The organism is Mesorhizobium loti R88b (assembly GCF_013170845.1).
Taxonomy (GTDB): domain Bacteria; phylum Pseudomonadota; class Alphaproteobacteria; order Rhizobiales; family Rhizobiaceae; genus Mesorhizobium; species Mesorhizobium loti_B.
The window spans coordinates 1574111-1595749 of record NZ_CP033367.1; the positions used below are offsets into that span (position 1 = coordinate 1574111).

The window sequence follows — 21639 nt, forward strand, 5'->3', positions numbered from 1 at the left end:
GGTTTCGGCGATAGCAAGGGATGCTGCGATATGTGGCTGCCGAAGGCCGCTGCTGGCAGGTCGAGGCGTCGGGCAGGCCGCGGCGGGCATGATCGGCCGAAAGCGCCTCGCTTACGGTCGCCCTCGACAATGTCGAAGGGCGCAAAAACTGTGGATCGGGCTGTTGGCGGGAAATGGTCTGTTCGCTGGCTTCCGGGGAGGGTGCTATCGTCATTCTACGAAGACGACGCTTGCGCAATGCCGTTGTTTGGCCAAGGTTTCCCGGGAAATCTGGCAGAAGTCGGCGAATTGTGCGCCGGAGCCTTCTTAAATCGATTGGAATTGTACAAAACGGCGCGTTGACATGCGCCCGGACTTTTCCGAAAAGGGGCGCAGAGAGATGTTGATGTGGTTCTTGAGGGGTTTCGGAATGGGTTCCGCCGGCAGGCAGCGCATGCGCTCCGCCTTTGCCATGCCGCTCCTGATCCTGACCGTGGGCTTCTCGGCGATGGTCATGGCCTCGCCGGCGCGTGCCGATTTCCGCGTCTGCAACGCCACACAGAACCTGGTCGGTGTCGGCATCGGCTATCGCGCCAAGGCCGGCTGGATCACCGAGGGCTGGTGGCACATCGAAGGATCGAGCTGCAAGACGTTGATCGAAGGGCCGCTGTCATCAAGGTTTTACTATCTTTATGCAGAAGACGCTGAGCGCGGTGGACGCTGGGACGGCCCGATCAACATGTGCGTGGCTGAAAAAGAGTTCAAGATCGCCGGCGTAAACGACTGCGTAGCCCGGGGCTTCCAGCGCGCCGGATTTCAGGAATATGACACGGGCGAACAGGCAAGCTGGATGGTCCAGCTGACCGATGAGCCCGCAACGGGAGGCGCTCCAGCCGCCCCGGGAACCAACAGTCAATGAGACGCAGCCGCAAGGTCAAGATCCTAGCCACAATCGGTCCGGCCTCCTCGTCCGAGGAGATGCTGAAGAAATTGTTCGAAGCGGGCGCCGACGTGTTCCGCATCAATATGAGCCATACCGACCATGAGCTGATGCGCACGCTGGTCGGCCGCATCCGCGCCGTCGAGGAACAGGTCGGCCGGCCGATCGGCATCCTCGCCGACCTGCAAGGCCCCAAGCTTCGGGTCGGCAAGTTTGCCAATGGCAAGGAAGTGCTGACGCAGGGCCAGACCTTCACGCTCGACGACAATCCGGAGCCCGGCACCTCGACCAGGGTCTATCTGCCGCATCCGGAAATCCTGAGCTCGGTCGAGGCCGGCCATCGCCTGCTGATCGACGACGGCAAGCTCGAACTGAAGGCGGTGAAGAGCGACGGCAAGTCGATCACCTGCACGGTCGTTGCCGGCACCACGATTTCCGACAAGAAGGGCGTCAGCCTGCCCGATACCGACCTGCCGGTCGGTGCGCTGACCGAAAAGGACCGCAAGGACCTTGACGCGGTGCTTGCCACCGGCGTCGACTGGGTCGCGCTGTCTTTCGTGCAGCGGCCGGAAGATCTGGCCGAAGCGCGCAAGATCGCGCGCGGCCGGGCGCTGATCATGGCCAAGATCGAAAAGCCGCAGGCCGTCGCCCGGCTGGCCGAGATCATCGAACTGTCCGACGCGCTGATGGTCGCCCGTGGTGATCTCGGTGTCGAGATGCCGCTCGAGGCCGTGCCCGGCATCCAGAAGCAGATCACGCGCGCCGCGCGCCGCGCCGGCAAGCCGGTGGTGGTCGCCACGCAGATGCTGGAATCGATGATCACAGCACCGGTGCCGACCCGCGCCGAAGTCTCCGACGTCTCCATCGCCGTCTTCGAAGGTGCCGACGCCATCATGCTGTCGGCGGAATCGGCGGCGGGTGCTTATCCCGTTGAAGCCGTGGCAATGATGAACCGCATCGCCACCAAGGTCGAAACCGACCCGACCTATGCCGGCATCATCAACGCGCAGCGCTCCGAGCCGGAAGCAACCGGCGCCGACGCCATTTCATTGGCCGCCCGCGAGATCGCCGAGACGCTGAAACTGGCGGCGATCATCACCTACACGGCGTCCGGCACCACCGGGCTGCGGGCCGCGCGCGAACGGCCGCAGGTGCCGATCATCGCGCTGTCGCCGATCCTCAACACGGCGCGGCGGCTGTCGCTTTTATGGGGCACGCATTGCGTGGTCTCGCCCGATGCCACCGATCTCGACGACATGGTCAATCGCGCCTGCCGCATCGCGCTGGAAGAAGAGTTCGGCAAGCCGGGCGACCGCGTCATCATCACGGCCGGCGTGCCGCTGAGGACGCCCGGCTCGACCAACATGCTGCGCATCGCCTATGTCGGGTCGGAAGCGCAGGGCAGCCGGTAAGCTGTTGATTTCCTGACTGAAGCGCGTCGCGCGGTTTTCGTGCGGGGCTTGCTGTGGCCACAATGCAACAAAGGCTCGGACAATGATCCCGGCCTTTGTCTCGACACAGGGTCGCCCTGATTGCCTTTACAAGACACGGGGCGCGAGGCGGCGTCGATCGTCGCCTCCCTTCCTGTCGGCAATTCCCATCGTTTGAAAGTATATTGAATGTCATTTGTTGTTTCGCGCCGGTCGCTTTTGACCGGGCTGTCGCTTGTCGGCGTTTCGGCGATTTCGGCCTGTGCCCAAATGCCCAGACAATCGATCAGCATCGCCGCGTCTCTCAATACGCCACCGCTTGAACCCGCACCCGAAAAGGCGCCGATCGAAGTTGCCGCGCCTGAAACCCCCGCGTCGCCCGACTATGCGAGCATGTACAGCGCGGTCGATGACGGCGGCCATGCGCTGCCGGCAATCCCCTTCAGCAAGGTCGATGGGCGGTTCCTGCGGCAGATCGTTGATGATCCGACAGGCGAAAAGCCAGGCACGATCGTGGTCAACACGACCGACAAATATCTCTACCTCGTGCTTGAGGGCGGCAAGGCCATGCGTTATGGCGTTGGGCTGGGGCGCCAGGGCTATTCCTGGGAAGGGCCGCGCGATTGTCCAGTGGAAACGCAAATGGCCGACCTGGACGCCGCCTTCGGCGATGATCCGCAGAGACCCAAAGCTGGAAAAATGGCGCCAGGGCATGCAGCCCGGCATCAGCAATCCGCTCGGGTCGCGCGCGCTCTACATCTTCAAGGATGGCGTCGACACGCTCTACCGCATCCATGGATCGCCGGACTGGAAGTCCATCGGCAAATCCGCCTCGTCAGGATGCGTGCGCATGTTCAACCAGGACGTCATGGACCTCTACGATCGCGTTCCCGGCAAGACACCGCTGCTGGTCATCTAGCGTGTAGCGCTGCGCAGCTTCCTTTGAGGCATCGCTCCTTGAAGGACTTCACACGATTGCGGCCAGAAGGACTTCAAGCCGTCGCGATCCTGAGCGCTCTTGCCTCAGCTTCAGCGTGATCTATACGCTGAAGGAACCGGCTGGCACGAAGAACAGCGTCATAAAGGTACTGATCCGGCCCCAGCATCTTTCGCTGGTTCAATTCGGCCGTGTCGAGCAGGTCGAAATCGACCTTCTCGATCGTGCAGTGCCAACGGGCGCTATGGCCGGCCCAGCACTTTCGGTGATGGTCCAGGAGCCGCTCGCGGCCGGAGTAGCCGTGGTGGTCGAAAGCGATGATGCCGTCCGTCACATAAATATGGTTTCCCGAAAATCCCTCGGCCGGAATGATCCTTTCCGCGTAAAACCCTTCAAGCGGCGACTCTTTGAGGAAGGTCCCTGCGAGAATGGCGCACGCGCCGTAGCCGAAGAAGATGCGATCCGGCAGCGCCCATCGCTTTTCCGGATTCTTCTTGATGCCGTGCTTGAGGACATACATCTCAGGTCGGCGCGAGTTCGGCCTGCGGCACTTTGATGTCAGCGCACTTGCCCGCACCATAGGTGTCGCCGGCGATCCGTGCCTCCACCGTCCTGGCCATCGTCTCCAGGTCGATATTCTTGCCGGCGACCTTCTCGATGGCGCCGACAACGAGGTCCGGGGCGATCCAGTCCGGCTTGTGGCCGAGATTGTGCACCCAGACGAGTTGGGCGCCGGCTATGTCGCGCACCAGGCCGACGGAATGAATATGCGCGTAGACGACCTTGTCGCGGTCGCCTGAAATGACCACGGTCGGCGCCGTGATCTCGCTGTAGTGCGGTGCCGCGCCGATCGCGTAGCTGTAGAGGCCGGCGACATCGGTGGCGTTGGCGCGAAAGGCCGCTGGCCGAAGCACCAGCGGGATCGAGGCGATGCTGAGATAATTGTCCGGAACCTTGTTGGGCGAGAACACGCAGGTCGTGGCATCCGTCATCTGCAATGTTCCGGCGGGATAGGTCAGTGTCTCTGAAAACAGCCGGCCGATCACCGGGATTGTGGTCAGGTCGTAGTACCAGGAGGTCGCACCGCCCGGCCAGGGATGCGTCGCCGGCGACAGGAAGACAAGGCCGAGCGTCCTGTCGGCATGCTCGCGGCCGAAAGCCGCCGTCACCACGCCGCCGAAGGAATGACCGACGATGATTGCCTTCCTGATGCCGAGACGGTCCATCAAGGCGGCGATCGTGTTGGCCTGCGCCGACGGATCCTCGTTGTTGCCGGGTCCGCGTCCCGACCAGCCAAAGCCCGGCCGGTCGAAGAACAGCATTTCAGCGCGGCCTTCGAGCAGCGGTCGAAGCGGCAGCATCTGGTCCTTGAGGTTGGCGCTGGCGCCATGGATGAAGACGATCGCCGGCAGGTCCGCATTCGCTGGTGCGGGAATGTGGACATAGTGGATGCGGGCGCCGTTGATATCGGCGAATTCACCGATCGGCGGATTGCGGCGCTCGATCAGCCACGAGCCAACGCGGGTGACGCCGACGAGGGTGAAGACAAGTGCGAAAAGGAAGGCGAGGACGGCGTAGATCAGGTTCATGCGGGGATATACGGGGGTGGAGGGGGATAAGTTCTGGAGCAGGGAAATAGGCAGTAGGCAGTACGCAGTAGGCAGTAGGCAGTAGGCAGTAGGCAGTAGGCAGTAGGCAGTAGGCAGTAGGCAGTAGGCAGTAGGCAGTAGGGGAGGCTCAGCGCCTAATGCCTATTCCCTACTGCCTAATCCCTTAGAGCAATCAAATGCCTTCGCCGGCAAGCTCTTCCGAAAGGGCGGCGACTTGGTCCTGGGCGCTGCGCATCATCGGATAGATGGCCAGCACTTTCTGCCAGGCTTCGAGCGCCGACTGCTTGTGGCCGGTCAGCGCCATGATCTGCGCCAGGCCCGACAGCGCACCGAAATGGCGCGGCTCGAGCTGCAGCGTGCGGTCGATGTCCGACATCGACTTACCGTAGTTCTTCATCATGAAATGCACGGTGGCACGACGGTTCCAGCCCTCGGCGTAGCTCGGCTGCAATGTCACCACCTGGTCGAGGAAATCGAGCGCGACGTCGAACTTCTGGTTGTCCATCGCTTTTTGCGACCACAGCATCATCAGGTCGATCGAGGCGCTGCCGGACTGGAACCATTCGCTCCAGATGTTGCCGGCGATGCGTTCGGCGGCCTTTTCGTTGCGTTCGCGCTTGAGGTCGGAGAACAGCTTGTCGAGCCGGGCCTGTTTCGTCATCGGCGGCGCTGGAGCTTCAGGGGCCGTCGGCTGAGCCGGCTGGTCGTCCGCGGCCCAGGCCGGCATGCCAATGGCGCCGGAAACAGGCAAAGCTATCAAAAATGCAAAAAGAATCCGCATCGCCCGATCCTAGTCCCGGGCGGCGGAACAGCAAAGTGATTTTAGCGTGAGAGGGTCGGCAGGCCGACAATCATCAATGGGCGGAGGCAAAAAGCCTCCGGCCGAAAGCTCAACCCTGGCGCGCCTTGTAGCGCGGGGCGGTCTTGTTGATGATGTAAACGCGGCCCTTGCGGCGAACCAGCTGGTTGTCGCGGTGACGCGCCTTCAGCGCCTTGAGCGAATTCTTGATCTTCATGGTCTTGCCTGTCGGTGTGGACCCGGTTCCGGGTCGAAATTTTAAGGCGCGCCAAAAGACGCGCCTTTTCAACGGTGGGTGGCTCATAAACGAGGAGCCTTGCCCGTGTCAACCGCAAGCATGCTCCACGTCCTGATATCATCAAATATCGGCCATGTCGGCTCCCTCGGCATTGCGTGGTCCCGGTGGGGCTGGGATGATGCCTTGGGTTCAAGTGATTTGAGGATGACCATGCGCGCAATATTGCTGTCTGCCTACCTCGTCTTGCTGGCGGGAGCATCGGTTGCCCGCGCGCAGGAATGCGACCGCTCCGACGACAGCCAGCAGATGATGAATATTTGTGCGGGCGAGGACTACCAGGCCGCCGACGCCAGGCTCAACGAGGCCTATCAGAACCTGATCAGTTCCGATGACGCCGATGCCAAGGCATTGCTGCAGGCCGCGCAGCGGGCCTGGATCGGCTTCCGCGACGCCGAATGCGCGCATACCACCGCCGCCAGCGCAGGTGGGTCCATCCATGCGATGGAGGTTTCGCAGTGCCTGACCAGGCTGACCAATGAGCGCATCAAGCAACTCGCCGCCTCGGCCAATTGCGAGGAAGGCGATGCGAGCTGCGCCAGTCCCGGAGAGGACAGCGACGAGGTGCAATAGGTCCGTTTCGAGGTTAAGGTCGGCGGCTGACGCGGGTGAAGTGGCCCATCTTGCGACCGGGCCGCGCCTCCGCCTTGCCATAGAGATGCAGCATCAGGTCGGGCTCAGAGAGCAGGGCAGGCACGCGCAGCACATCGTCGCCGATCAGGTTTTCCATGACGCAATCGGAATGGCGGCCCGGGCTGCCCAACGGCAGGCCGGCAACGGCGCGGATATGCTGCTCGAACTGCGAGATGGTGCAGGCGGCCTCGGTCCAGTGGCCGGAATTGTGCACACGCGGCGCGATCTCGTTGGCCAGCAGCGAACCGTCGGCCAGCACGAAGAACTCGACGCCGATGACGCCGACATAGTCCAGCGCCGACAGGATCTTCGCTGCCGCCGCGCGCGCCGCCTCTGCCGTTTCAGGCTTGATGGCGGCCGGCAGGGTCGAGGTGTGAAGAATGCCGTTGCGGTGGACATTCTCGGCCGGGTCGTAGGCAGCGACCGCGCCGTCCAGCCCACGCGCGGCGATCACGGATATTTCGCGCTCGAATGGCACAAAGCTTTCCAGGATCAGCGGCACGCTGCCCATCGCCTCGCAGGTGCCGGCAAAGCCGCCGGCTTCCATGTTGCGGAAGACACGCTGGCCCTTGCCGTCATAGCCCATGCGCCGCGTCTTCAGGATGCCGCTGCCGCCGAATGCTTTCAGCGCCGCCGTCAGCTCGTCGTCCGTGTCAACCGCACGGAAATCGGCGGTGGCGATGCCGATGCCATTGAGGAATTTTTTTTCGCCGACCCGGTCCTGCGCCACGTCGAGCGCCCGCGCCGGCGGATAGACCGGAACCTTGGCGGCGAGCGCTTCTGCCGCGGCGACCGGCACGTTCTCGAATTCGTAAGTGACGACCGCGCTCACTGCGGCCAATTCGGCGAGAGCAGCGGGGTCGTCGTAGGCGGCTGTTATCTGCCGGTTGGCGACCTGTGCAGCCGGGCAATCCGCTTGCGGTTCCAGCACCACGGTGCGGTAGCCGAGGCGCGCGGCGGCCATTGCCAGCATGCGGCCAAGCTGGCCGCCGCCAATGATGCCGATGGTCGATCCGGCGGGCAGGCTCACGGCGTGTCCGTCGGCTCAGCGGCGACCTTGGCGGTCTGCGCGGCGCGCCAGGCATCGAGGCGCAGTGCAAGCTTGTCGTCATAGAGAGCCAGCACGGCGGCGGCCAGCAGGGCTGCATTGGCGGCACCTGCCTTGCCGATGGCAAGAGTTCCCACGGGAATGCCGGCCGGCATCTGGACGATGGAGAGCAGCGAATCCTGCCCCGACAGGGCCTTCGATTCCACCGGCACGCCGAACACCGGCAGCGGCGTCATCGCCGCCGTCATGCCGGGCAGGTGCGCTGCACCTCCGGCGCCTGCGATGATCACCTTGTAGCCGGCGGCCTTGGCACCCTTGGCGAAATCATAGAGCCGGTCGGGCGTGCGATGCGCTGATATGATCAGCCGTTTGTGCGGGATGCCCAGCGCCTCAAGGGTTTCGGCCGCCTGGCGCATCGTCGCCCAGTCGGATTGGCTGCCCATGATAATGGCGACGTCGGCGCGTTGATCGTTCAAGCTTCTGCTCCCCGGCGACAAAGGCGCGCCTTAGCGGAATTCGGCAGCGACGGCAAGGATATGCGACGATGGCCGATGTCTGGCGGGCCAGAAAAACGGGGCTATCGGATGCGGTTTCGCTCGGCCTCCGGCATGGACACCAGCAGGGCCGAAGCAGCATTGGCGGCGGTGACGGCTGCCTGGACGTCCTCTCCGCGGGCAAGACCCGCGGCCAGCGCGCCAACGAATTCGTCGCCCGCGCCATGCGTGCTGGCGACCTTGACCGGGATGGCCGGCAACGCAAAGGCTTCGCCGGTCCGCGCGCAGCAGGCGACACCCTCGCCGCCCGCCGTGACGATCGCAACCGGGTAGATATCGACCAACTGTCTCGCAGCTTGCGCGGCGCCGTCCAGCGTTTCGACCACCGCTACACCGGCAAGGAATTCGGCCTCAATGGCGTTGACGACGAGGATATCGACCAGTGCAGTCAATTCACCGGATAGTGCGCGCGCCGGTGCTGCGTTGAGAAGCACGCGGCCTCCCTTTGCCTTCACCGCGCGCGCGGCGGCGATGTTGGCGGCTTCCGGCACTTCATTCTGCAGAAGCAGCACCGCTGTTTGGGCCACCAATTCAGCGGAGGAAGCAATGTCGGCTTCACCGAGGGTCAAATTGCTGCCCGAGACGATCACCGCACCATAGTCGCCGCCGGCGTCGAAGATCGCAACGCTCATGCCGGAACCCGTGCCGGGCGCCACCCGCACGAAGCGGCGGTCGACTTTGGCATGGTCGAGATTGGCCAGCAGTGCTCGTCCGAAATCGTCGTCGCCGATCGCTCCGATCATCGCCGCCCGCACCCCGGCGCGCGCCGCCGACACCGCCTGGTTACTGCCCTTGCCGCCGCATTTCGGGTGCCAGGCATGGCCGGTCACCGTCTCGCCCTTGCGCGGGCGGTCCGGCGCGTCGACCATGATGTCGTAATGCAGGCTGCCGAACACGGTGACCAGCGGCGTTGTCATGAGCCCCGGTCTTTTCGTTTCGATGCCACCGCCGACATGGTGCGGCCGAGATTGCGTTCCGCCGCCTGGTAGTCGCGTTGCGCCACCGCTACGAACAACGCGTCGAGGATGTTGAGCTGGGCGATGCGCGCCGCCGCGTTCTCACCCATCAGCGGCGAGCCCTGCGCGGTCGAGCACAGAACGATGTCGGCGATCGCGGCCAGCGGCGAATTGTCGTAATTGGTGATGGCCAGCGTGCGCGCGCCGTTCTTGCGGGCCAGCTGGATGGCATCGATGACGGCCGACGTGTTGCCCGAATGCGAGAAGCCGACGGCTATGTCGTCGGCGCCAAGCAACGAGGCCGACATCAGCATCATGTGCGAATCGTCGTAGACGGAGGCGCGGATGCCGATGCGCAGGAATTTGTGCGAGACGTCGCGCGCGATCTGCGCCGAACCGCCGACGCCGTAGAAATCACGGTTCTTGGCTCGGAAAAGCAGCTCGGCGGCGCGGTCGAAATCCTCGATATCGAGGATGGCGAGCGTCTCTTCCAGCGCCTGGATGGAGGTGCGGAACACTTTCTGTACGATCTCGGCCGAACTGTCGTCGGACGACAGCTCCTGGTGCATCTCGGCGGTCGGCAGGCGGCTGTATTCATAGACGGCGGTGCGGAAGTCACGATAGCCGGAGAAGCCGAGCTTCTTCGCGATCTTCACCACCATCGCCTCGGACACGCCGGACTCCTCGGCGATCTGCTTCAGCGGAATCGTCTCGTCGAAGCCGCGCCGTCCGAAGACGGTTTCCACCACCTTGGCTTCCAGTGGGGTGAGATGCGGCATCATCATGCGGATGCGCGGTCCTACCGCTTTCAGGTCCAGCCCGCTCAAGGTCATCCACGCCCCCTCGTCACGCGATCGATAAGCATCGCGGCGAGGATTATAAGACCAGTTGCCAGAAGCTGATAGAAGGACTGCACGTTCATCAGCGTCAAACCGTTGCGCATCGCGCCGAGGATGACGGCGCCGAGGATGGTGCCGACCACGCTGCCCTTGCCGCCCATCAGCGAGGCGCCGCCGATGGCCGCCGCGGCGATCGCGTCGAGCTCCCAGAGATTGCCGAGGATCGGTTCGGCGGCACCCAGCCGGCCGATCAGGATCTGCGCGGCCAGTGCCGCCAGCAGGCCTGAGATCATGTAGGCGGCGATCTTGGTGCGGGCGATCGGCACGCCGGCGATATAGGCCGCCTCCTCATTGCCGCCGACCGCGAGAAGGTACTCGCCGAACGGTGTCTTCTTCAACACGACCCAGGCGACGACGGCGACGAGAGCTACGATGATGACCGCCAGCGGCAGGCCAAACAGCGAGCCGTTGAAGATGGCGCGAAAACTCGGAGGCAGGCCGAGCACCGGATTGCCGCCGGTGTAGATCAGCGCTAGCGCCCGGTAGGTGCTGAGCGTTCCCAGCGTGACGATGAAGGGCTGCAGTCCGACATAGGCGACCAGCACGCCATTGACGAGGCCGCAGAGCAATCCAATGGCGAAGCCGGCGGCGATGGCCAGTGGAAACGGCACGCCGGCAACCATCATCGAGGCCGAGATGACCGCCGAAAGTGCTGCCGTCGGTCCGACCGACAGGTCGATGCCGCCGGAGATGATGACCAGGGTCATGCCCAGCGCCAGGCAGGCATTGATGCTCGACTGCTGCAGGATGTTGATGAGGTTTCGCTCGGCGAAGAAGCCCGGCACCAGCATGCCGAACACGGCGAGGATGACAACCAGGCCGATCAGCGTGCCGGCGTCGCGCATGGAAAACCCGCGCAGGAATTCGCTCCGTGGCTGCACCAGAGTTGTATCCGACATATCCGTCACCTACTGCCTTGCCGGCGTTGCGGCCGGCGTTTGCGTTTGCGGGATGGCGTGCGCGGCTATCGCCTGTTCCGTCAGGTCTGTCCCATCGAGTGCGGCGGCGATCGTGCCGTCGCGCATGACCAGCACGCGGTCGGCCAGCCGGATCACTTCGGGAAGCTCGGAGGAGACGACCACCACCGCGTGGCCTTCGGCGGCGAGTTCCTCGATCAAATGGTAGATCTCCGCCTTGGCCCCGACATCGATGCCGCGCGTCGGTTCATCGAACAAAAGGATGCGCGTGCCCGCAGCCAGCCAGCGGCCGATGATCGCCTTCTGCTGGTTGCCGCCGCTGAACAGGCGGATCGGCCGGTCGAGCAGGAACGGCCGCAGATTGACCCGCTTCATCTTCTCGGCCGCCACCCGTTTGAGCCTGATGTGATCGATAACGCCGCGCGGCGCGAACACGCCCATCGAGGCCAGCGCCATGTTGCTGGTGATCGAGCGCAGCGGCACGATGCCTTCGCGCTTGCGCTCCTCCGGTACCAGGCCGATGCCGGCGGCGATCGCGTCGCGCGGGCTGGAAAACCGCGTCGCCTTGCCGTCGATGGCGATCGTGCCGGCGGTGGCGCGATCCACACCCGCCAGCAGCCGCAGCAATTCGGTGCGGCCGGAGCCGACCAGGCCGGCAATGCCCAGCACTTCGCCGCGATGCAAGTCAAAGGAGACGTCGCGGACTTTTGTCGCGGAGGCCAGCCCGCGCACACTCAGCATGGTCTGATTGGTGGCATGCGAACTATGCTGTTCCTGCGCCAGTTCACGGCCCACCATCATCGCCACGACAGCTTTTTCCGACAGGTTTTTCAGGTCGACGGAATCGACGACGACGCCGTCGCGCATGATGGTGGCGCGCTGACAGATGCCGAACACCTCGTCCAGCTTGTGCGAGACATAGACGACGGCGACGCCGTCGCGCGCCAATCCTTTGATGACTTCGGCCAGGCGCTCGAATTCGCTCGGCGTCAGGCTCGATGTCGGCTCGTCCATGGCGACGATCCGGGCACGATCGAGCAGCGCACGCGCAATCTCGACGATCTGCCGCTGCGCCACTTTCAGCGTGCCCAGCGGTGCCGCCGGATCGATGGAAGGGTCGATGGCCGAAAGCGCCTCGGCGGCGCGGCGCTCTTGCTCACGGCGGGCGACGAACAGGCCGCCGCGTATCAGCGGATGGCCAAGGAACATGTTCTGCGCCACGCTGAGGCGCGGTACCTGCTGCAATTCCTGATGGATCATGGCGACGCCGGCGGCACGCGCTGTGACCGGATTGGCCAGCGTCACCGGCTTGCCGTCGATGAGGACGCTTCCCGATGTCGGCCGGTAGACGCCCGACAGGATGCGCAGCAGCGTCGATTTGCCGGCGCCGTTCTCGCCGAGCAGACCATGGATTTCACCGGCGCCGACCGAGAAGGACACATCGTTGAGAGCCCGCACGGCGGGAAACACTTTGGAAATACCGTCGAATTGCAGCCGCTGGACAGACATCGGTTCGGTCTCCGGGCAGGGTGCCGTCGGAGCAGGACGCTCCGGCCGGCACCCGCCGCCCCGCCTATCTTCTTGTCTCGAACATCGAGGCCTAGTTGCCTGCCGCCGCATCCTCGAGCAGTGCCTTGCGCACGGCATCGCCATTGCCGGAATAGCGGTCGGCATTGTCCTTGGTGATCAGCGCCTGCGGCGTAGCGACAACACGCGGCAGTTTCTGGCCGGCAACAAGGCGCAGCGCGGCTTCGAGTGCTACTTCACCCGTCAGCACCGGGAACGAGTCGACCGTGCCGGTCAGTTCGCCGGCGCGGATCGAGGCGTAGGCGTCGGAGATGCCGTCGGTGCCGAACACCGCGACCTTGTCCTGCAGGCCGGCGGCCTTGACCGCTTCGACAATGCCCAGCGCCATGCCGTCATTGTTGGCATAGAAGCCGATCAGGTCGGGATGCTGCTGGAGGATGTTGGTGGCCGCGTCATAGGAGGTCTGGCGGTCCCAATTGCCGGGAACGCTGGCGACGACCTTGAACTTGCCCGCCTGGGTGATCGTCGACTTGAAGCCGTCGGTGCGCTGCACGGCGGCATAGACGCCGGCCTGTCCCTCGACGATGGCGACCTTGCCGCCATTCGGACGGTTCCTGATGAACCATTTGGCGACGCGCACGCCATTGTCGCGCTGGACGTTGCCGACATAGTGCTCGGCCTGTGGGATGACGGCGTCGTTGACGTTGACCACCGGCACGTTGGCTGATTTGGCCTGTTCCATGATCGGCTGCAGATTGGCATCGGTTTGTGGCGAGACGAGCAGGACGCTGTAGCCCTGTGTGATCAGGCCTTCGGCTATGGTGAGCTGGCCGAGCTGGTCGCCTTCGCTTTGCGCCGCCTGATAGACGACGGGCACGCCGGCCTTTTCGCCGAATGCCTTGTAGCCCTCGCCCAGCGAGCGCCAGTATTCATTTGTCAGTGTCTTGGAGACCGCGCCGGCCTTGGTGCCGTCGGGCAGCTTGGGAAACGCGCCGAACTTGGCCTCGACCTCCGACCAGTCAATGCGATCCTTCTCGGTATCGGAATTGAGCGGTGCAAGCTCAGCCGAGAAGGCTGAGCCGATTGAAAGCGCCATCAGAGCGGCGGCGGTGGCGAGCAGAAAATTCATTGCATTCCTCCCTTGTTGTAAAACCTGGCTTTGTTGAAAAATGTTGGCGCGGCCGGCGCCTCAGCTGTCCGGCCCGAGCATGATTTCCTGGATGATGGCTTGCGACGTCACAGCATCCTGGCTGTCCATGGCGGCGGACAGGCGGTTGTCGCTATCGATCCGGTCGACGACGCGCAGCATGCGCTTGACGGTGGCGATGTTGACTTCACACTCATGCACCGGGTCGAGGCCGGTCATGTCGGGAAAGGTGTCGAAATAGATGGCGCCGGCGTAGCCATCGCGGCGGATCTGCCTGAGCAGCTCGACGGTCTGCAGCGTATGCACGGCGCCGACCATCAACCCGTCGTCGCGCTTGGCGTAGCCGTCGTTGAGATGCACGCCGAGCAGCTTGCTGTGGCGCGCCACAAGCGCCGCAGCGAAGGCCGGCTGCTCGTCGGCATAGAGCACATGGGCGAAGTCGAGGGTCACGCCGAGATTGGGCAGGCCGACATCGCGGATCGCCAGCAGCGTCGTCGCCGCATCCGGCATCAGACTGTAGGAACGCGGCTCGTTGGGCTTGTATTCCAGGCTGACTTGGCACTCGGGATCATGCGCGGCTACTTCACGAATTCCATCTATTTCGTGTTGCCAGAGCGTTGCATAGTCGACCTGGAAGGCATAGTCGAAGCCATCCTGCCCGAGCCACAGCGTCATCAGGTTGGCGCCGGCCTCGCGCGCGGCGTCGATGCCGGCCTTGGTCATGTCGATCGCTTCGCGGCGCACCGCCGGGTCTGGATTGGTGAAAGCGCCCAGCTTGAAGGCCGGGTTGGAGTAGTAGCGCATGGCAAAGCCATTGATGGAAAGGCCGATATCACCCAGCTTGCGCGCGATCTCGGCAGGCTTTTCACCGACATGATCAGGAAAATTGAGATCGAGATCAGTCAGCCCGGGCACCTTGGCTGCTCGTGCAGCCATCTGCATCAGCGACGGCTTTCCGGTAAGATCCGGCCATTCGGCTTGCGGCCGCGAGGCAAAGGAATTGAGGCGTGTGGCGAAACGATTGGGTGTCATGGACGATCCTTCAATCGCCATGACTTCACATAAATACGAATATTTGTAAAGTCATTGTTTGAAGAGGCCCAGGAGACCGACTAGCTGGCTTGCAGCCGAGCCTGAGCGTGCACGGGCAGTCTCCTGGTCGGGCGACTGCCTCAGAGCGTTGGGATCACTAACGAGGCAGGACTGCCCTCATACAGCCGCCTTACGGAAGCGGGCGACGAAGTCGTCGAGCTCGGGCCGCTCCATGTCGGAGATCGCCCAATAGGAGAAGGCGCCGTCGCTCCAGTGCACCATCGAGAAGCCGCCCGATGAAAGATCGTCCGGCTGGGTGGTCTTGCCACCCTGCTGCGGTTCGGCGACCAGCGTGATCAGATGCTCGCGGTGGCGGTAGACCAGCGCCGGCACCGGCCGGCCTGATATCACCTCGACCCGGCCGCCGATCAGCGCGTAACCATCCTGGACGAGATCCGGTGCCGGCGGCGAGACGCCGATGCGGGCATCAAGCCAAGGCTTGACCGTATGGCGGTCGGACGAGACGATGTCGATCGGGCTCGCCGCAAGCAGGCTGCGGCGGTGGCCGCTGGCTACCGCGGCGGCAAAGCCGTCATCGACGCCACTCTGCATCACCCATTGCGTTGCCCCGCTGGCCAGCACCGCGCTGATCATGATCGACGCTGCCATGGCGCGCCAGTCGAACGAGCCGAAGCGGCGTGCCCTTGGCTGTGCGCGCGTTTGGGAGGGGCGTGTTCCGGCGTCGCGCCTCTGGCCACCACCAGCGACCGAAATCAATCCCGGCAGTGCCGACGGTGCGCCCCGCTGCGGCTCTGCCGCCTCGGCTGGCGCCTGCGGTTCGATGCCGGCCATGCCGATCGCCGCGATGCGGGCCCGAAAGGCATCGCTGACATCGGGGGGCGGCAAGCGGCTGACAGCGCCTTGCAAGGCGACGATGCGGGCATGTTCGGCGGCAAGCTTGGGGTCGGCGGCGATGCGACGCTCGACGGCAAGGGCGGCCGCCGCATCAAGCTCACCATCAACAAGGGCATGGATCATCAGTCTGATACCTTCGGGATCATTGGGCAGTCCGTCGTCGTGCGTCATGACGCTCTCCCCAGTTCAGCCGCAAGCAGGCCACGGGCGCGGGCGAGCCTCGACATGACCGTGCCGATCGGCACGGTCAGCATGGCCGATATTTCGCGGTAGCTGAGACCGTTGATGTCGCGCAGCACCAAGGTTTCGCGAAACGGCTGCGGCAGGGCCGCGATCGCCGCTTCGAGTGCGGCCGTATCGGCCTTGGCGATCAGGCTCGCCTCCGGACCATCCTCGTCCGGCAGGCTGGTGCCGTGTGCCGCTGCCATGTCGTCGAGATCGCCGAGGTCACCAACCGCCATCATGGCGCGCGGCCGGTTGCGCGCCATCCAGGTGTAGGAGGTGTTGCGCACGATGGTCAGCAGCCAGGCGCGTGCGTTGCCGCCGGCATAACCTGATATGCCTGCATGCGCCTTGATGCAGGCGTCCTGGACCACATCCTCGGCATCTGCGGCATTGCCGGTCAGCCAGCGGGCAAGCGCCAGCGCGTCGCCGAGATGCGGCAGCACCACCTCGTTGAAGCGCTGTGCCAAGGCCCTCTCGCTCAAAGCAGCACCATGATCCGATACTCCGGGCCGTGCCGCCTCAAGATGCGACGGCGACCGTGGCCTGCTCGTAGGGGGAAAGCCCCCGGAAACAGGCAAAGTCGCCTGTCCCGCTGAAAGTGAATTCATCTGCGTCACCAGTGTCAAGCGCTATGGGAAGAAAGGGCGCCACGGAGGAGAGCCTGCTGACGACCATGCGTGCCAGCGCATGGTCACGGTCAGTGCCGCGGCCATGGTCGCTGTTCTCGCAATGACGGGACATGCCGATCTCCTCAACGCCAGCAGTGGCGTATGTCGAGAAGACCTGATCGGGTGCCGGTTTATTCCCGCCGCGCGCTAATTCGCTGTTCACAGTCGCGTGATCAGCCGTTGCTCTTCGGGATTTTTGGTCGGTTTGGCGCTCAATCCGGCCAGCGCAACACGCCCGACGAATCCTTGCGCGGGGCTTTCATCGCATCGGCCGGGCGGTCCTTCGCGGTCAATATCGCGCGCAGACTTTCCGCGACGATTTCCGCTTCGCCGGGATGGAGATTGCAGGGGTCGAGGAAGAAATGGCCGCGCTCGATCTCGTGGTTGCGCACGATGATCGGCGGCGAGCCCGAGGCCAGCGCCGAGGTGAGCCCGGCGGCGGTGAACCGGCTTTCCGGCGATACGAAGATTTGCAGCCGGTCGAGCGGATTGGCCGTTGGGTCCGGAATGATCTTGGCAAATATGCCCGGCAGTCCCTGCAAAGCATCCTTCCAGAGGTTCAGCGCCGCCTCCTCGCGCCGGCGGATGCCGGCGTGGTCGCGCTTTTCCCAGGCTTCCAGTGCCGCCATGGTGCCGGCGATGCTTTCCTTGCCGACCTTCATGGCCCGCGCCACGCCGCGGTTCTGCAGATAGGCTGATCGCACCAGATCCTTGCGGCCGGTGACGATGCCGCTGGTCGGCCCGCTCAGGAATTTGTGGCCGCTGTAGATGACGACGTCGGCGCCGCGCGCCAGAAAACCGCGCAGATCGTATTCGGACGCGGCATCGACAATCACCGGCACGCCTTTGGCGTGGCAAATCTCGCAGAATTCCTCCAGCGACAGCATGCCGTACTGCACCGTGTGATGGGCGACGACATAAAGGCCGGCGGCTGTGCGGTCGTTGATCGCTTCGCGCACATGATAGTCCTGCGTCATGCTGACCGTGCCGGCAGGGATCACCCTGGCGCCGGCGACGCGGACCGACTGGTCGATCGGTGCGCCGTAATTGACGATGTGGCCAAGCTGGATGACAACCTCAGACTTGAGGTCGCCTGTGTCGTCCGGCAGACGCTCGATGGCGAGCAGGCTGGTTCCCGTCATCGCGCCGGCGATCGCCATGGTGATGCCGCTGGCGCAGCAGGCGGTGATGAAGCCGGCCTCGCCGCCGGTGAGGCGCGCAACGATGGTGCTCGCGGCACGCTGCAGGTCGTCCATCTCCACCCATTGCGAGGCCATTTCGGCCATGGCGCTGATTGCTTCGGGAACGATGATCGATGCGCCGAGCGCGGTCATGGTGCCGGAGACATTGATGATCGGCCGCAAGCCCAGCCGTTCGCGGATGGTGGTGTTGGAGCCGGTGGAGGAAATGGTTTTCATGTGAGCGGATCCCGTGGATGTCAGGTCAGGCGGCGATCTCGACGACCGCTTCGATTTCGACAGTGATGTTTCCAGGCAGCGAACCGACGCCGATCGCCGAGCGGGCGTGGCCGCTAATATTAGCGAACACATCGGCAAAAAGATCGGAACAGCCATTCACGACTTTCGGGTGGTCGCTGAAGGTCGGCGTTGCGTTGACGAAGCCGAGCAGCTTGACGACGCGCACGATGCGGCCGAGATCGCCGGCGGCGACATGCATGACGGCAAGCAGATTGAGCCCGGTAAGGCGCGCATGCTCATAGGCCTGCTCGACGGTGACGTCCTCGCCGACCTTGCCGGTGCAAAGCGTGCCGTCGGCGCGCAGCGGCCCCTGGCCAGACAGGAAGATCAGTCGACCACTCCCGGCATGGGTGACGAAGTTGGCGATGGGCGTCGGCGGCTCGGGCAGTGTCAGGCCGAGTTCGGCGAGCCGGATGTAAGGCGTCATGGAATCAGGCTCCCTTGGTTGGCTTCAGCCACCCGATATTCAAAAACGAGACGGCGTCGGCCGTCCAAAATGTCAGAAATGCGAGGCGCGGAAGCGCGCCAGGAAGGTGCGCAGGCGCTCGTTGCTGGTCTCCGCCGCGAGGATTTCCTTGGGCGGCCCGACGGCGCTGACGCCGCCATCGGCCATGAAGACGATGCGGCTTGAGGCGTCGCGGGCAAAGGCCATTTCGTGTGTCACCATCAGCATGGTCATGCCGTCCTCGGCAAGGCTGCGCACCACGGCCAGCACCTCGCCGACCAGTTCAGGGTCGAGCGCCGAGGTGATCTCGTCGAGCAGCAGGATCTTGGGCTCCATCGCCACGGCGCGCGCGATGCCGACGCGCTGCTGCTGGCCGCCGGAGAGTTCGGCCGGCAGGCTGTCGGCCTTGTGGGCAAGGCCGACGCGGCCGAGCCAGTGTTCGGCCACCTGGCGCGCCTCGGCCTGGCTCTTGCCCCTTACCTTGGTCAAGCCCAGCATGATGTTGCCGGCCGCCGTCAGATGCGGAAACAGGTTGAAGCTCTGGAACACCATGCCGGTCTCGGCGCGCATGCTGGCCAAGTCGCGTTCGCTGCGGCGCTGGCGCGTTCCAGCTGAGAGGTAGCCGACCTCCTTGCCGTCGATGCGGATCGAGCCTGAGTCATAGCTTTCGAGGAAGTTGACGCAGCGCAGCAGCGTGGTCTTGCCGCTGCCGGAAGGGCCGATGACGGTGACCACCTCGCCGCGTTTCACCTGAAGGCTGACGGAACGCAGCACCTCGACGGCGCCGAAGGCCTTGGAGACATCGCGCACGTCGAGAAGGGCGGGACTGGCGTTTGAGGCGTCGGACATCGTGCTATTCCCGAATGAAGGCAAAGCGCCGCTCGAGCCGCCGGCTGGCGAGCGAGAGCGCGTAGTTGACCGCGAAATAGATGAGCGCGCCGAGGATATAGAGCGGCATCGCCTCATAGGTGCGGCCGATGACCTGGTTGATGGCCTGCATCAGATCGGTTATGCCGAGCAGCGAGACCAGCGCGCTGCCCTTGACCGCATCGGTGACGCCGTTGATCCAGGGCGGCAGGAAGCGCCGGAAGGCCTGGGGAAAAATGACGTAGGTCAGGCGCTGGCGAAAGGTCAGGCCGATCGCCATCGCGGCTTCGGATTGACCTTTCGGGATCGATCCGACCGCGCCCCTGAGATATTCGATGACCTGCGCCGTCTTGAACAGGGTCAGCGCCAGCACGGCGGCCCAGAAGGATGGCAGATGCAGCCCGATCGCGGGCAGGCCGTAATAGACGAAGAACATCAGCACCAGGATCGGAATGCCGCGGATGGTGTCTGAGAAGATGCGCACCGCCCAGCGCAGCGGGGCAGGGCCGTAGACCAGACCCACGCCAAGCGCGACGCCGGCGATAAGCGAAAGGACGACGACCAGAAGCGACACCCAAAGGGTCAAGGCGAAGCCTTTGGCGAGAAAGGGCAGAGCGTAGAGGATCTGGCTCAGCATGTCAGCGTGCCGCCCTGAACTGGCGCTCGACGAGCCTGAGCCCGAAAAGCAGGATGTAGCCGGTCACCAGATACATCGCCGTCGTCACCAGATAGACCTCGACGATGCGGAAGGTGTTGAAGTTGATCCATTGGGCGCCGAAGGTGAGCTCCGGCACCGAGATGACCGAGGCGATAGAGGTGTCCTTGAACAGTGAGATGAAGGTGTTGGACAGCGCCGGCAGCGTGATGCGCAGCATGGTCGGCAGGCGCACATGGATAAGCCTTTGCCATGGCGTCAGGCCGATCGCCTTGCCGGCATCGAGCTGGCCGCGCGGGACAGCCTCGAGGCCCGATCGAAACACCTCGACCAGATAGGCGCCGCTATAGACCGACAGCGTCAGCACGAACGAGGTCGGTGCGCTGTAGGCGAGATCGACCACGGTCGGCAGGCCGTAGAAGACGAGATAGACCAGCAGGATCAGCGGCACGTTGCGGATGAATTCGACATAGGCGGCGATGATCGCCCGGACCGTGCGCCCGGCCGAAACGTACCAGACCGCGAGCACAAGGCCGATGACGACGCCGATGGCGATCGAGATGACGGCAAGCTCGAGGCTGAGCAGCAGGCCGCCCCACAGTTTGTCGAAATGCCGCCAGATCAGGTTGAAATTAAGGGCATAGCCCATGCGTCCGCCTCGGTGTGAAGGGCGTCGAATAGATGGCGGAAGGACGGGAAGCCGCCCTTCCGCTATCTGAAATCAGATGACCGGGAAGCCGGGGTGACGCGCCGGCGGCTCCTGGCCGAAATAGTCCTTGAAGGCGGCGTCATAGAGCGCCGATTCATGGCCGAACATGGCGATGGTGAAGGTCTGGTTGACGAAGGTCAGCCAGTCGAGATCGCCTTGCCGCAATGCCGCGCCGTAGAGCATCGAATACCAGCTCTTGCCGGCATCGAAGTACTTGTCGGGATTGCGCGAGGCGAGCCAGCGTACGGTGGACAGATCGACGGCGGCGGCGTCGGCGCGCTTGGATTCCAGCGCCTGCAGCACGTTGGCCTGAGTGTCGATCTGCAGCACCTGCGCCTGCGGCAAGGCGTAGTGGACGGAGCTTTCGGCATCGACATTCTGCAGGATGGAGATGCGCGTCGCCGCGCCGCCGGCAAGCAGCTTGTCGAAGGTCTTGTTCTCGGCGGTGGGCAGCGTTAGCAAGGCAACGCCTTCGACATAGTAGGGCCGGGTGAAATTGATCAGCTGCGAGCGCTGCGCCGTCATCGTCATGAACTGGATGGTGATGTCGACCTTGTTGGTGGTGACATTCGGGATACGCTGCGCCGGGTCCTGCATGACGAACTCGACCTTGGTCGCATCGTCGAACAGGCCCTTGGCCAGGATGCGCCCCATGGTGATGTCCATGCCGACCAATTCGCCGGCATCGTTCTCGAAATGCCAAGGCGCGTTGGTGCTGCCGGTACCGACAATCAGCTTGCCGCGGTCGAGCACGGTGCGCAGCAGGCTGTCGGACGCGGCCTGGGCGGCTGCCTTCTGGGCATCGACGGTTGCCAGCACGCCGGCGGTGGCCAGTCCCGCCATTCCCAATTTCAGAAAATCACGTCTTCCGGATGTGTCGTTCACGGCGACCTCCTTTCGTGTTGTGTTCCCCAATGCACAGGCAAGACACACGTCGGTGATTTCAAAGCGATTGTCTCTTACAAGAGACGCAT

General features: G+C 64.0%; 24 protein-coding genes and 1 pseudogene. 4 read left to right on the forward strand and 21 right to left on the reverse strand.

What is annotated here, in order from left to right; genetic code table 11:
* Positions 1-451: 451 nt before the first annotated feature.
* The 3 genes and pseudogenes from EB235_RS07635 (at position 452) to EB235_RS07645 (ending at position 3268) form a co-directional block, all read left to right on the forward strand.
* Positions 452-898 (forward strand): DUF1036 domain-containing protein, encoded by a 447-nt coding sequence (locus EB235_RS07635; RefSeq protein WP_245268852.1) that lies wholly within the window; start codon positions 452-454, stop codon positions 896-898.
* On the forward strand, positions 895-2331 hold the full coding sequence (pyk, locus tag EB235_RS07640; RefSeq protein WP_027031563.1) for a pyruvate kinase: 1437 nt from the start codon (positions 895-897) through the stop codon (positions 2329-2331). The genes EB235_RS07635 and pyk overlap by 4 nt, the downstream gene beginning before the upstream one ends.
* Positions 2332-2538: 207 nt before the next feature.
* A pseudogene (locus EB235_RS07645) lies at positions 2539-3268 on the forward strand (L,D-transpeptidase).
* A gap of 73 nt (positions 3269-3341) precedes the next feature.
* Here the strand turns inward: EB235_RS07645 and EB235_RS07650 are convergent.
* From EB235_RS07650 to ykgO, 4 genes are all read right to left on the reverse strand, one after another.
* Positions 3342-3806, reverse strand: coding sequence for a hypothetical protein (locus EB235_RS07650; protein ID WP_027031561.1), 465 nt, complete (start codon positions 3804-3806; stop codon positions 3342-3344).
* A gap of 1 nt (position 3807) precedes the next feature.
* Positions 3808-4875 carry an alpha/beta fold hydrolase gene (locus tag EB235_RS07655; RefSeq protein ID WP_027031560.1) on the reverse strand — a complete coding sequence of 356 codons (1068 nt, stop codon included), beginning with the start codon at positions 4873-4875 and terminating at the stop codon, positions 3808-3810.
* Between the two features lie 193 nt (positions 4876-5068).
* Positions 5069-5677 carry a tetratricopeptide repeat protein gene (locus EB235_RS07660; RefSeq protein WP_027031559.1) on the reverse strand — a complete coding sequence of 203 codons (609 nt, stop codon included), beginning with the start codon at positions 5675-5677 and terminating at the stop codon, positions 5069-5071.
* A 109-nt stretch (positions 5678-5786) separates the two neighbouring features.
* Entirely contained in the window at positions 5787-5912 is a 126-nt protein-coding gene (ykgO, locus tag EB235_RS07665; RefSeq protein WP_006327841.1) for a type B 50S ribosomal protein L36, read from the reverse strand.
* Positions 5913-6143: 231 nt separating this feature from the next.
* Between ykgO and EB235_RS07670 the strand changes: the two genes are divergently transcribed.
* Entirely contained in the window at positions 6144-6563 is a 420-nt protein-coding gene (locus tag EB235_RS07670) for a lysozyme inhibitor LprI family protein (RefSeq protein ID WP_027031558.1), read from the forward strand.
* A gap of 13 nt (positions 6564-6576) precedes the next feature.
* Here EB235_RS07670 and EB235_RS07675 read toward each other — a convergent pair whose 3' ends face one another.
* From EB235_RS07675 to EB235_RS07755, 17 genes are all read right to left on the reverse strand, one after another.
* Positions 6577-7653 carry a 5-(carboxyamino)imidazole ribonucleotide synthase gene (locus EB235_RS07675; protein WP_027031557.1) on the reverse strand — a complete coding sequence of 359 codons (1077 nt, stop codon included), beginning with the start codon at positions 7651-7653 and terminating at the stop codon, positions 6577-6579.
* Positions 7650-8147 carry a 5-(carboxyamino)imidazole ribonucleotide mutase gene (gene purE / locus EB235_RS07680; RefSeq protein ID WP_027031556.1) on the reverse strand — a complete coding sequence of 166 codons (498 nt, stop codon included), beginning with the start codon at positions 8145-8147 and terminating at the stop codon, positions 7650-7652. Before purE ends, EB235_RS07675 begins: the two co-directional genes overlap by 4 nt.
* Positions 8148-8248: 101 nt before the next feature.
* Positions 8249-9142: a ribokinase gene (locus EB235_RS07685; protein ID WP_027031555.1), complete on the reverse strand. Its 894-nt coding sequence runs from the start codon at positions 9140-9142 to the stop codon at positions 8249-8251.
* Positions 9139-10014, reverse strand: coding sequence for a MurR/RpiR family transcriptional regulator (locus EB235_RS07690; protein WP_027031554.1), 876 nt, complete (start codon positions 10012-10014; stop codon positions 9139-9141). The genes EB235_RS07685 and EB235_RS07690 overlap by 4 nt, the downstream gene beginning before the upstream one ends.
* On the reverse strand, positions 10011-10979 hold the full coding sequence (locus EB235_RS07695) for an ABC transporter permease (RefSeq protein WP_027031553.1): 969 nt from the start codon (positions 10977-10979) through the stop codon (positions 10011-10013). The genes EB235_RS07690 and EB235_RS07695 overlap by 4 nt, the downstream gene beginning before the upstream one ends.
* Before the next feature lie 9 nt (positions 10980-10988).
* Positions 10989-12506 carry a sugar ABC transporter ATP-binding protein gene (locus tag EB235_RS07700; RefSeq protein ID WP_027031552.1) on the reverse strand — a complete coding sequence of 506 codons (1518 nt, stop codon included), beginning with the start codon at positions 12504-12506 and terminating at the stop codon, positions 10989-10991.
* 91 nt (positions 12507-12597) lie between these two features.
* Complete coding sequence (locus EB235_RS07705) at positions 12598-13653, reverse strand: sugar ABC transporter substrate-binding protein (protein ID WP_027031551.1); 1056 nt, start codon at positions 13651-13653, stop codon at positions 12598-12600.
* A gap of 60 nt (positions 13654-13713) precedes the next feature.
* On the reverse strand, positions 13714-14703 hold the full coding sequence (locus EB235_RS07710) for a sugar phosphate isomerase/epimerase family protein (RefSeq protein WP_027031550.1): 990 nt from the start codon (positions 14701-14703) through the stop codon (positions 13714-13716).
* Positions 14704-14880: 177 nt separating this feature from the next.
* Positions 14881-15789: an anti-sigma factor family protein gene (locus EB235_RS07715; protein WP_027031549.1), complete on the reverse strand. Its 909-nt coding sequence runs from the start codon at positions 15787-15789 to the stop codon at positions 14881-14883.
* A complete protein-coding gene (locus EB235_RS07720) occupies positions 15786-16325 on the reverse strand; it encodes a sigma-70 family RNA polymerase sigma factor (RefSeq protein WP_027031548.1) in 540 nt (179 codons plus the stop codon). The genes EB235_RS07715 and EB235_RS07720 overlap by 4 nt, the downstream gene beginning before the upstream one ends.
* A 37-nt stretch (positions 16326-16362) precedes the next feature.
* On the reverse strand, positions 16363-16584 hold the full coding sequence (locus tag EB235_RS07725; RefSeq protein ID WP_155256426.1) for a hypothetical protein: 222 nt from the start codon (positions 16582-16584) through the stop codon (positions 16363-16365).
* A gap of 139 nt (positions 16585-16723) precedes the next feature.
* Entirely contained in the window at positions 16724-17929 is a 1206-nt protein-coding gene (locus tag EB235_RS07730; protein ID WP_032925611.1) for an aminotransferase class V-fold PLP-dependent enzyme, read from the reverse strand.
* Between the two features lie 25 nt (positions 17930-17954).
* Positions 17955-18416 carry a RidA family protein gene (locus EB235_RS07735; protein ID WP_027031545.1) on the reverse strand — a complete coding sequence of 154 codons (462 nt, stop codon included), beginning with the start codon at positions 18414-18416 and terminating at the stop codon, positions 17955-17957.
* 72 nt (positions 18417-18488) lie between these two features.
* The gene (locus tag EB235_RS07740; RefSeq protein ID WP_027031544.1) at positions 18489-19283 is read right to left on the reverse strand and encodes an amino acid ABC transporter ATP-binding protein; all 795 of its coding nucleotides are present in this window, start codon (positions 19281-19283) and stop codon (positions 18489-18491) included.
* Between the two features lie 4 nt (positions 19284-19287).
* Positions 19288-19938 carry an amino acid ABC transporter permease gene (locus EB235_RS07745; RefSeq protein WP_027031543.1) on the reverse strand — a complete coding sequence of 217 codons (651 nt, stop codon included), beginning with the start codon at positions 19936-19938 and terminating at the stop codon, positions 19288-19290.
* Between the two features lies 1 nt (position 19939).
* Entirely contained in the window at positions 19940-20605 is a 666-nt protein-coding gene (locus EB235_RS07750) for an amino acid ABC transporter permease (RefSeq protein ID WP_027031542.1), read from the reverse strand.
* 72 nt (positions 20606-20677) lie between these two features.
* A complete protein-coding gene (locus EB235_RS07755; protein ID WP_171878172.1) occupies positions 20678-21508 on the reverse strand; it encodes a transporter substrate-binding domain-containing protein in 831 nt (276 codons plus the stop codon).
* Positions 21509-21639 lie beyond the last annotated feature (131 nt).

Coding starts and splice junctions, on each gene's coding strand:
- EB235_RS07715 (WP_027031549.1), bottom strand. CDS start 15,789: ATGACGCACGACGACGGACTGCCCAATGATCCCGAAGGTATCAGACTG.
- EB235_RS07635 (WP_245268852.1), top strand. CDS start 452: ATGCCGCTCCTGATCCTGACCGTGGGCTTCTCGGCGATGGTCATGGCC.
- EB235_RS07735 (WP_027031545.1), bottom strand. CDS start 18,416: ATGACGCCTTACATCCGGCTCGCCGAACTCGGCCTGACACTGCCCGAG.
- EB235_RS07695 (WP_027031553.1), bottom strand. CDS start 10,979: ATGTCGGATACAACTCTGGTGCAGCCACGGAGCGAATTCCTGCGCGGG.
- EB235_RS07690 (WP_027031554.1), bottom strand. CDS start 10,014: ATGACCTTGAGCGGGCTGGACCTGAAAGCGGTAGGACCGCGCATCCGC.
- EB235_RS07650 (WP_027031561.1), bottom strand. CDS start 3,806: ATGTATGTCCTCAAGCACGGCATCAAGAAGAATCCGGAAAAGCGATGG.
- EB235_RS07750 (WP_027031542.1), bottom strand. CDS start 20,605: ATGGGCTATGCCCTTAATTTCAACCTGATCTGGCGGCATTTCGACAAA.
- EB235_RS07745 (WP_027031543.1), bottom strand. CDS start 19,938: ATGCTGAGCCAGATCCTCTACGCTCTGCCCTTTCTCGCCAAAGGCTTC.
- EB235_RS07730 (WP_032925611.1), bottom strand. CDS start 17,929: ATGAAAACCATTTCCTCCACCGGCTCCAACACCACCATCCGCGAACGG.
- EB235_RS07740 (WP_027031544.1), bottom strand. CDS start 19,283: ATGTCCGACGCCTCAAACGCCAGTCCCGCCCTTCTCGACGTGCGCGAT.
- pyk (WP_027031563.1), top strand. CDS start 895: ATGAGACGCAGCCGCAAGGTCAAGATCCTAGCCACAATCGGTCCGGCC.
- EB235_RS07700 (WP_027031552.1), bottom strand. CDS start 12,506: ATGTCTGTCCAGCGGCTGCAATTCGACGGTATTTCCAAAGTGTTTCCC.
- ykgO (WP_006327841.1), bottom strand. CDS start 5,912: ATGAAGATCAAGAATTCGCTCAAGGCGCTGAAGGCGCGTCACCGCGAC.
- EB235_RS07755 (WP_171878172.1), bottom strand. CDS start 21,508: ATGGCGGGACTGGCCACCGCCGGCGTGCTGGCAACCGTCGATGCCCAG.
- EB235_RS07655 (WP_027031560.1), bottom strand. CDS start 4,875: ATGAACCTGATCTACGCCGTCCTCGCCTTCCTTTTCGCACTTGTCTTC.
- EB235_RS07660 (WP_027031559.1), bottom strand. CDS start 5,677: ATGCGGATTCTTTTTGCATTTTTGATAGCTTTGCCTGTTTCCGGCGCC.
- EB235_RS07705 (WP_027031551.1), bottom strand. CDS start 13,653: ATGAATTTTCTGCTCGCCACCGCCGCCGCTCTGATGGCGCTTTCAATC.
- EB235_RS07710 (WP_027031550.1), bottom strand. CDS start 14,703: ATGACACCCAATCGTTTCGCCACACGCCTCAATTCCTTTGCCTCGCGG.
- EB235_RS07670 (WP_027031558.1), top strand. CDS start 6,144: ATGCGCGCAATATTGCTGTCTGCCTACCTCGTCTTGCTGGCGGGAGCA.
- EB235_RS07725 (WP_155256426.1), bottom strand. CDS start 16,584: ATGTCCCGTCATTGCGAGAACAGCGACCATGGCCGCGGCACTGACCGT.
- EB235_RS07685 (WP_027031555.1), bottom strand. CDS start 9,142: ATGACAACGCCGCTGGTCACCGTGTTCGGCAGCCTGCATTACGACATC.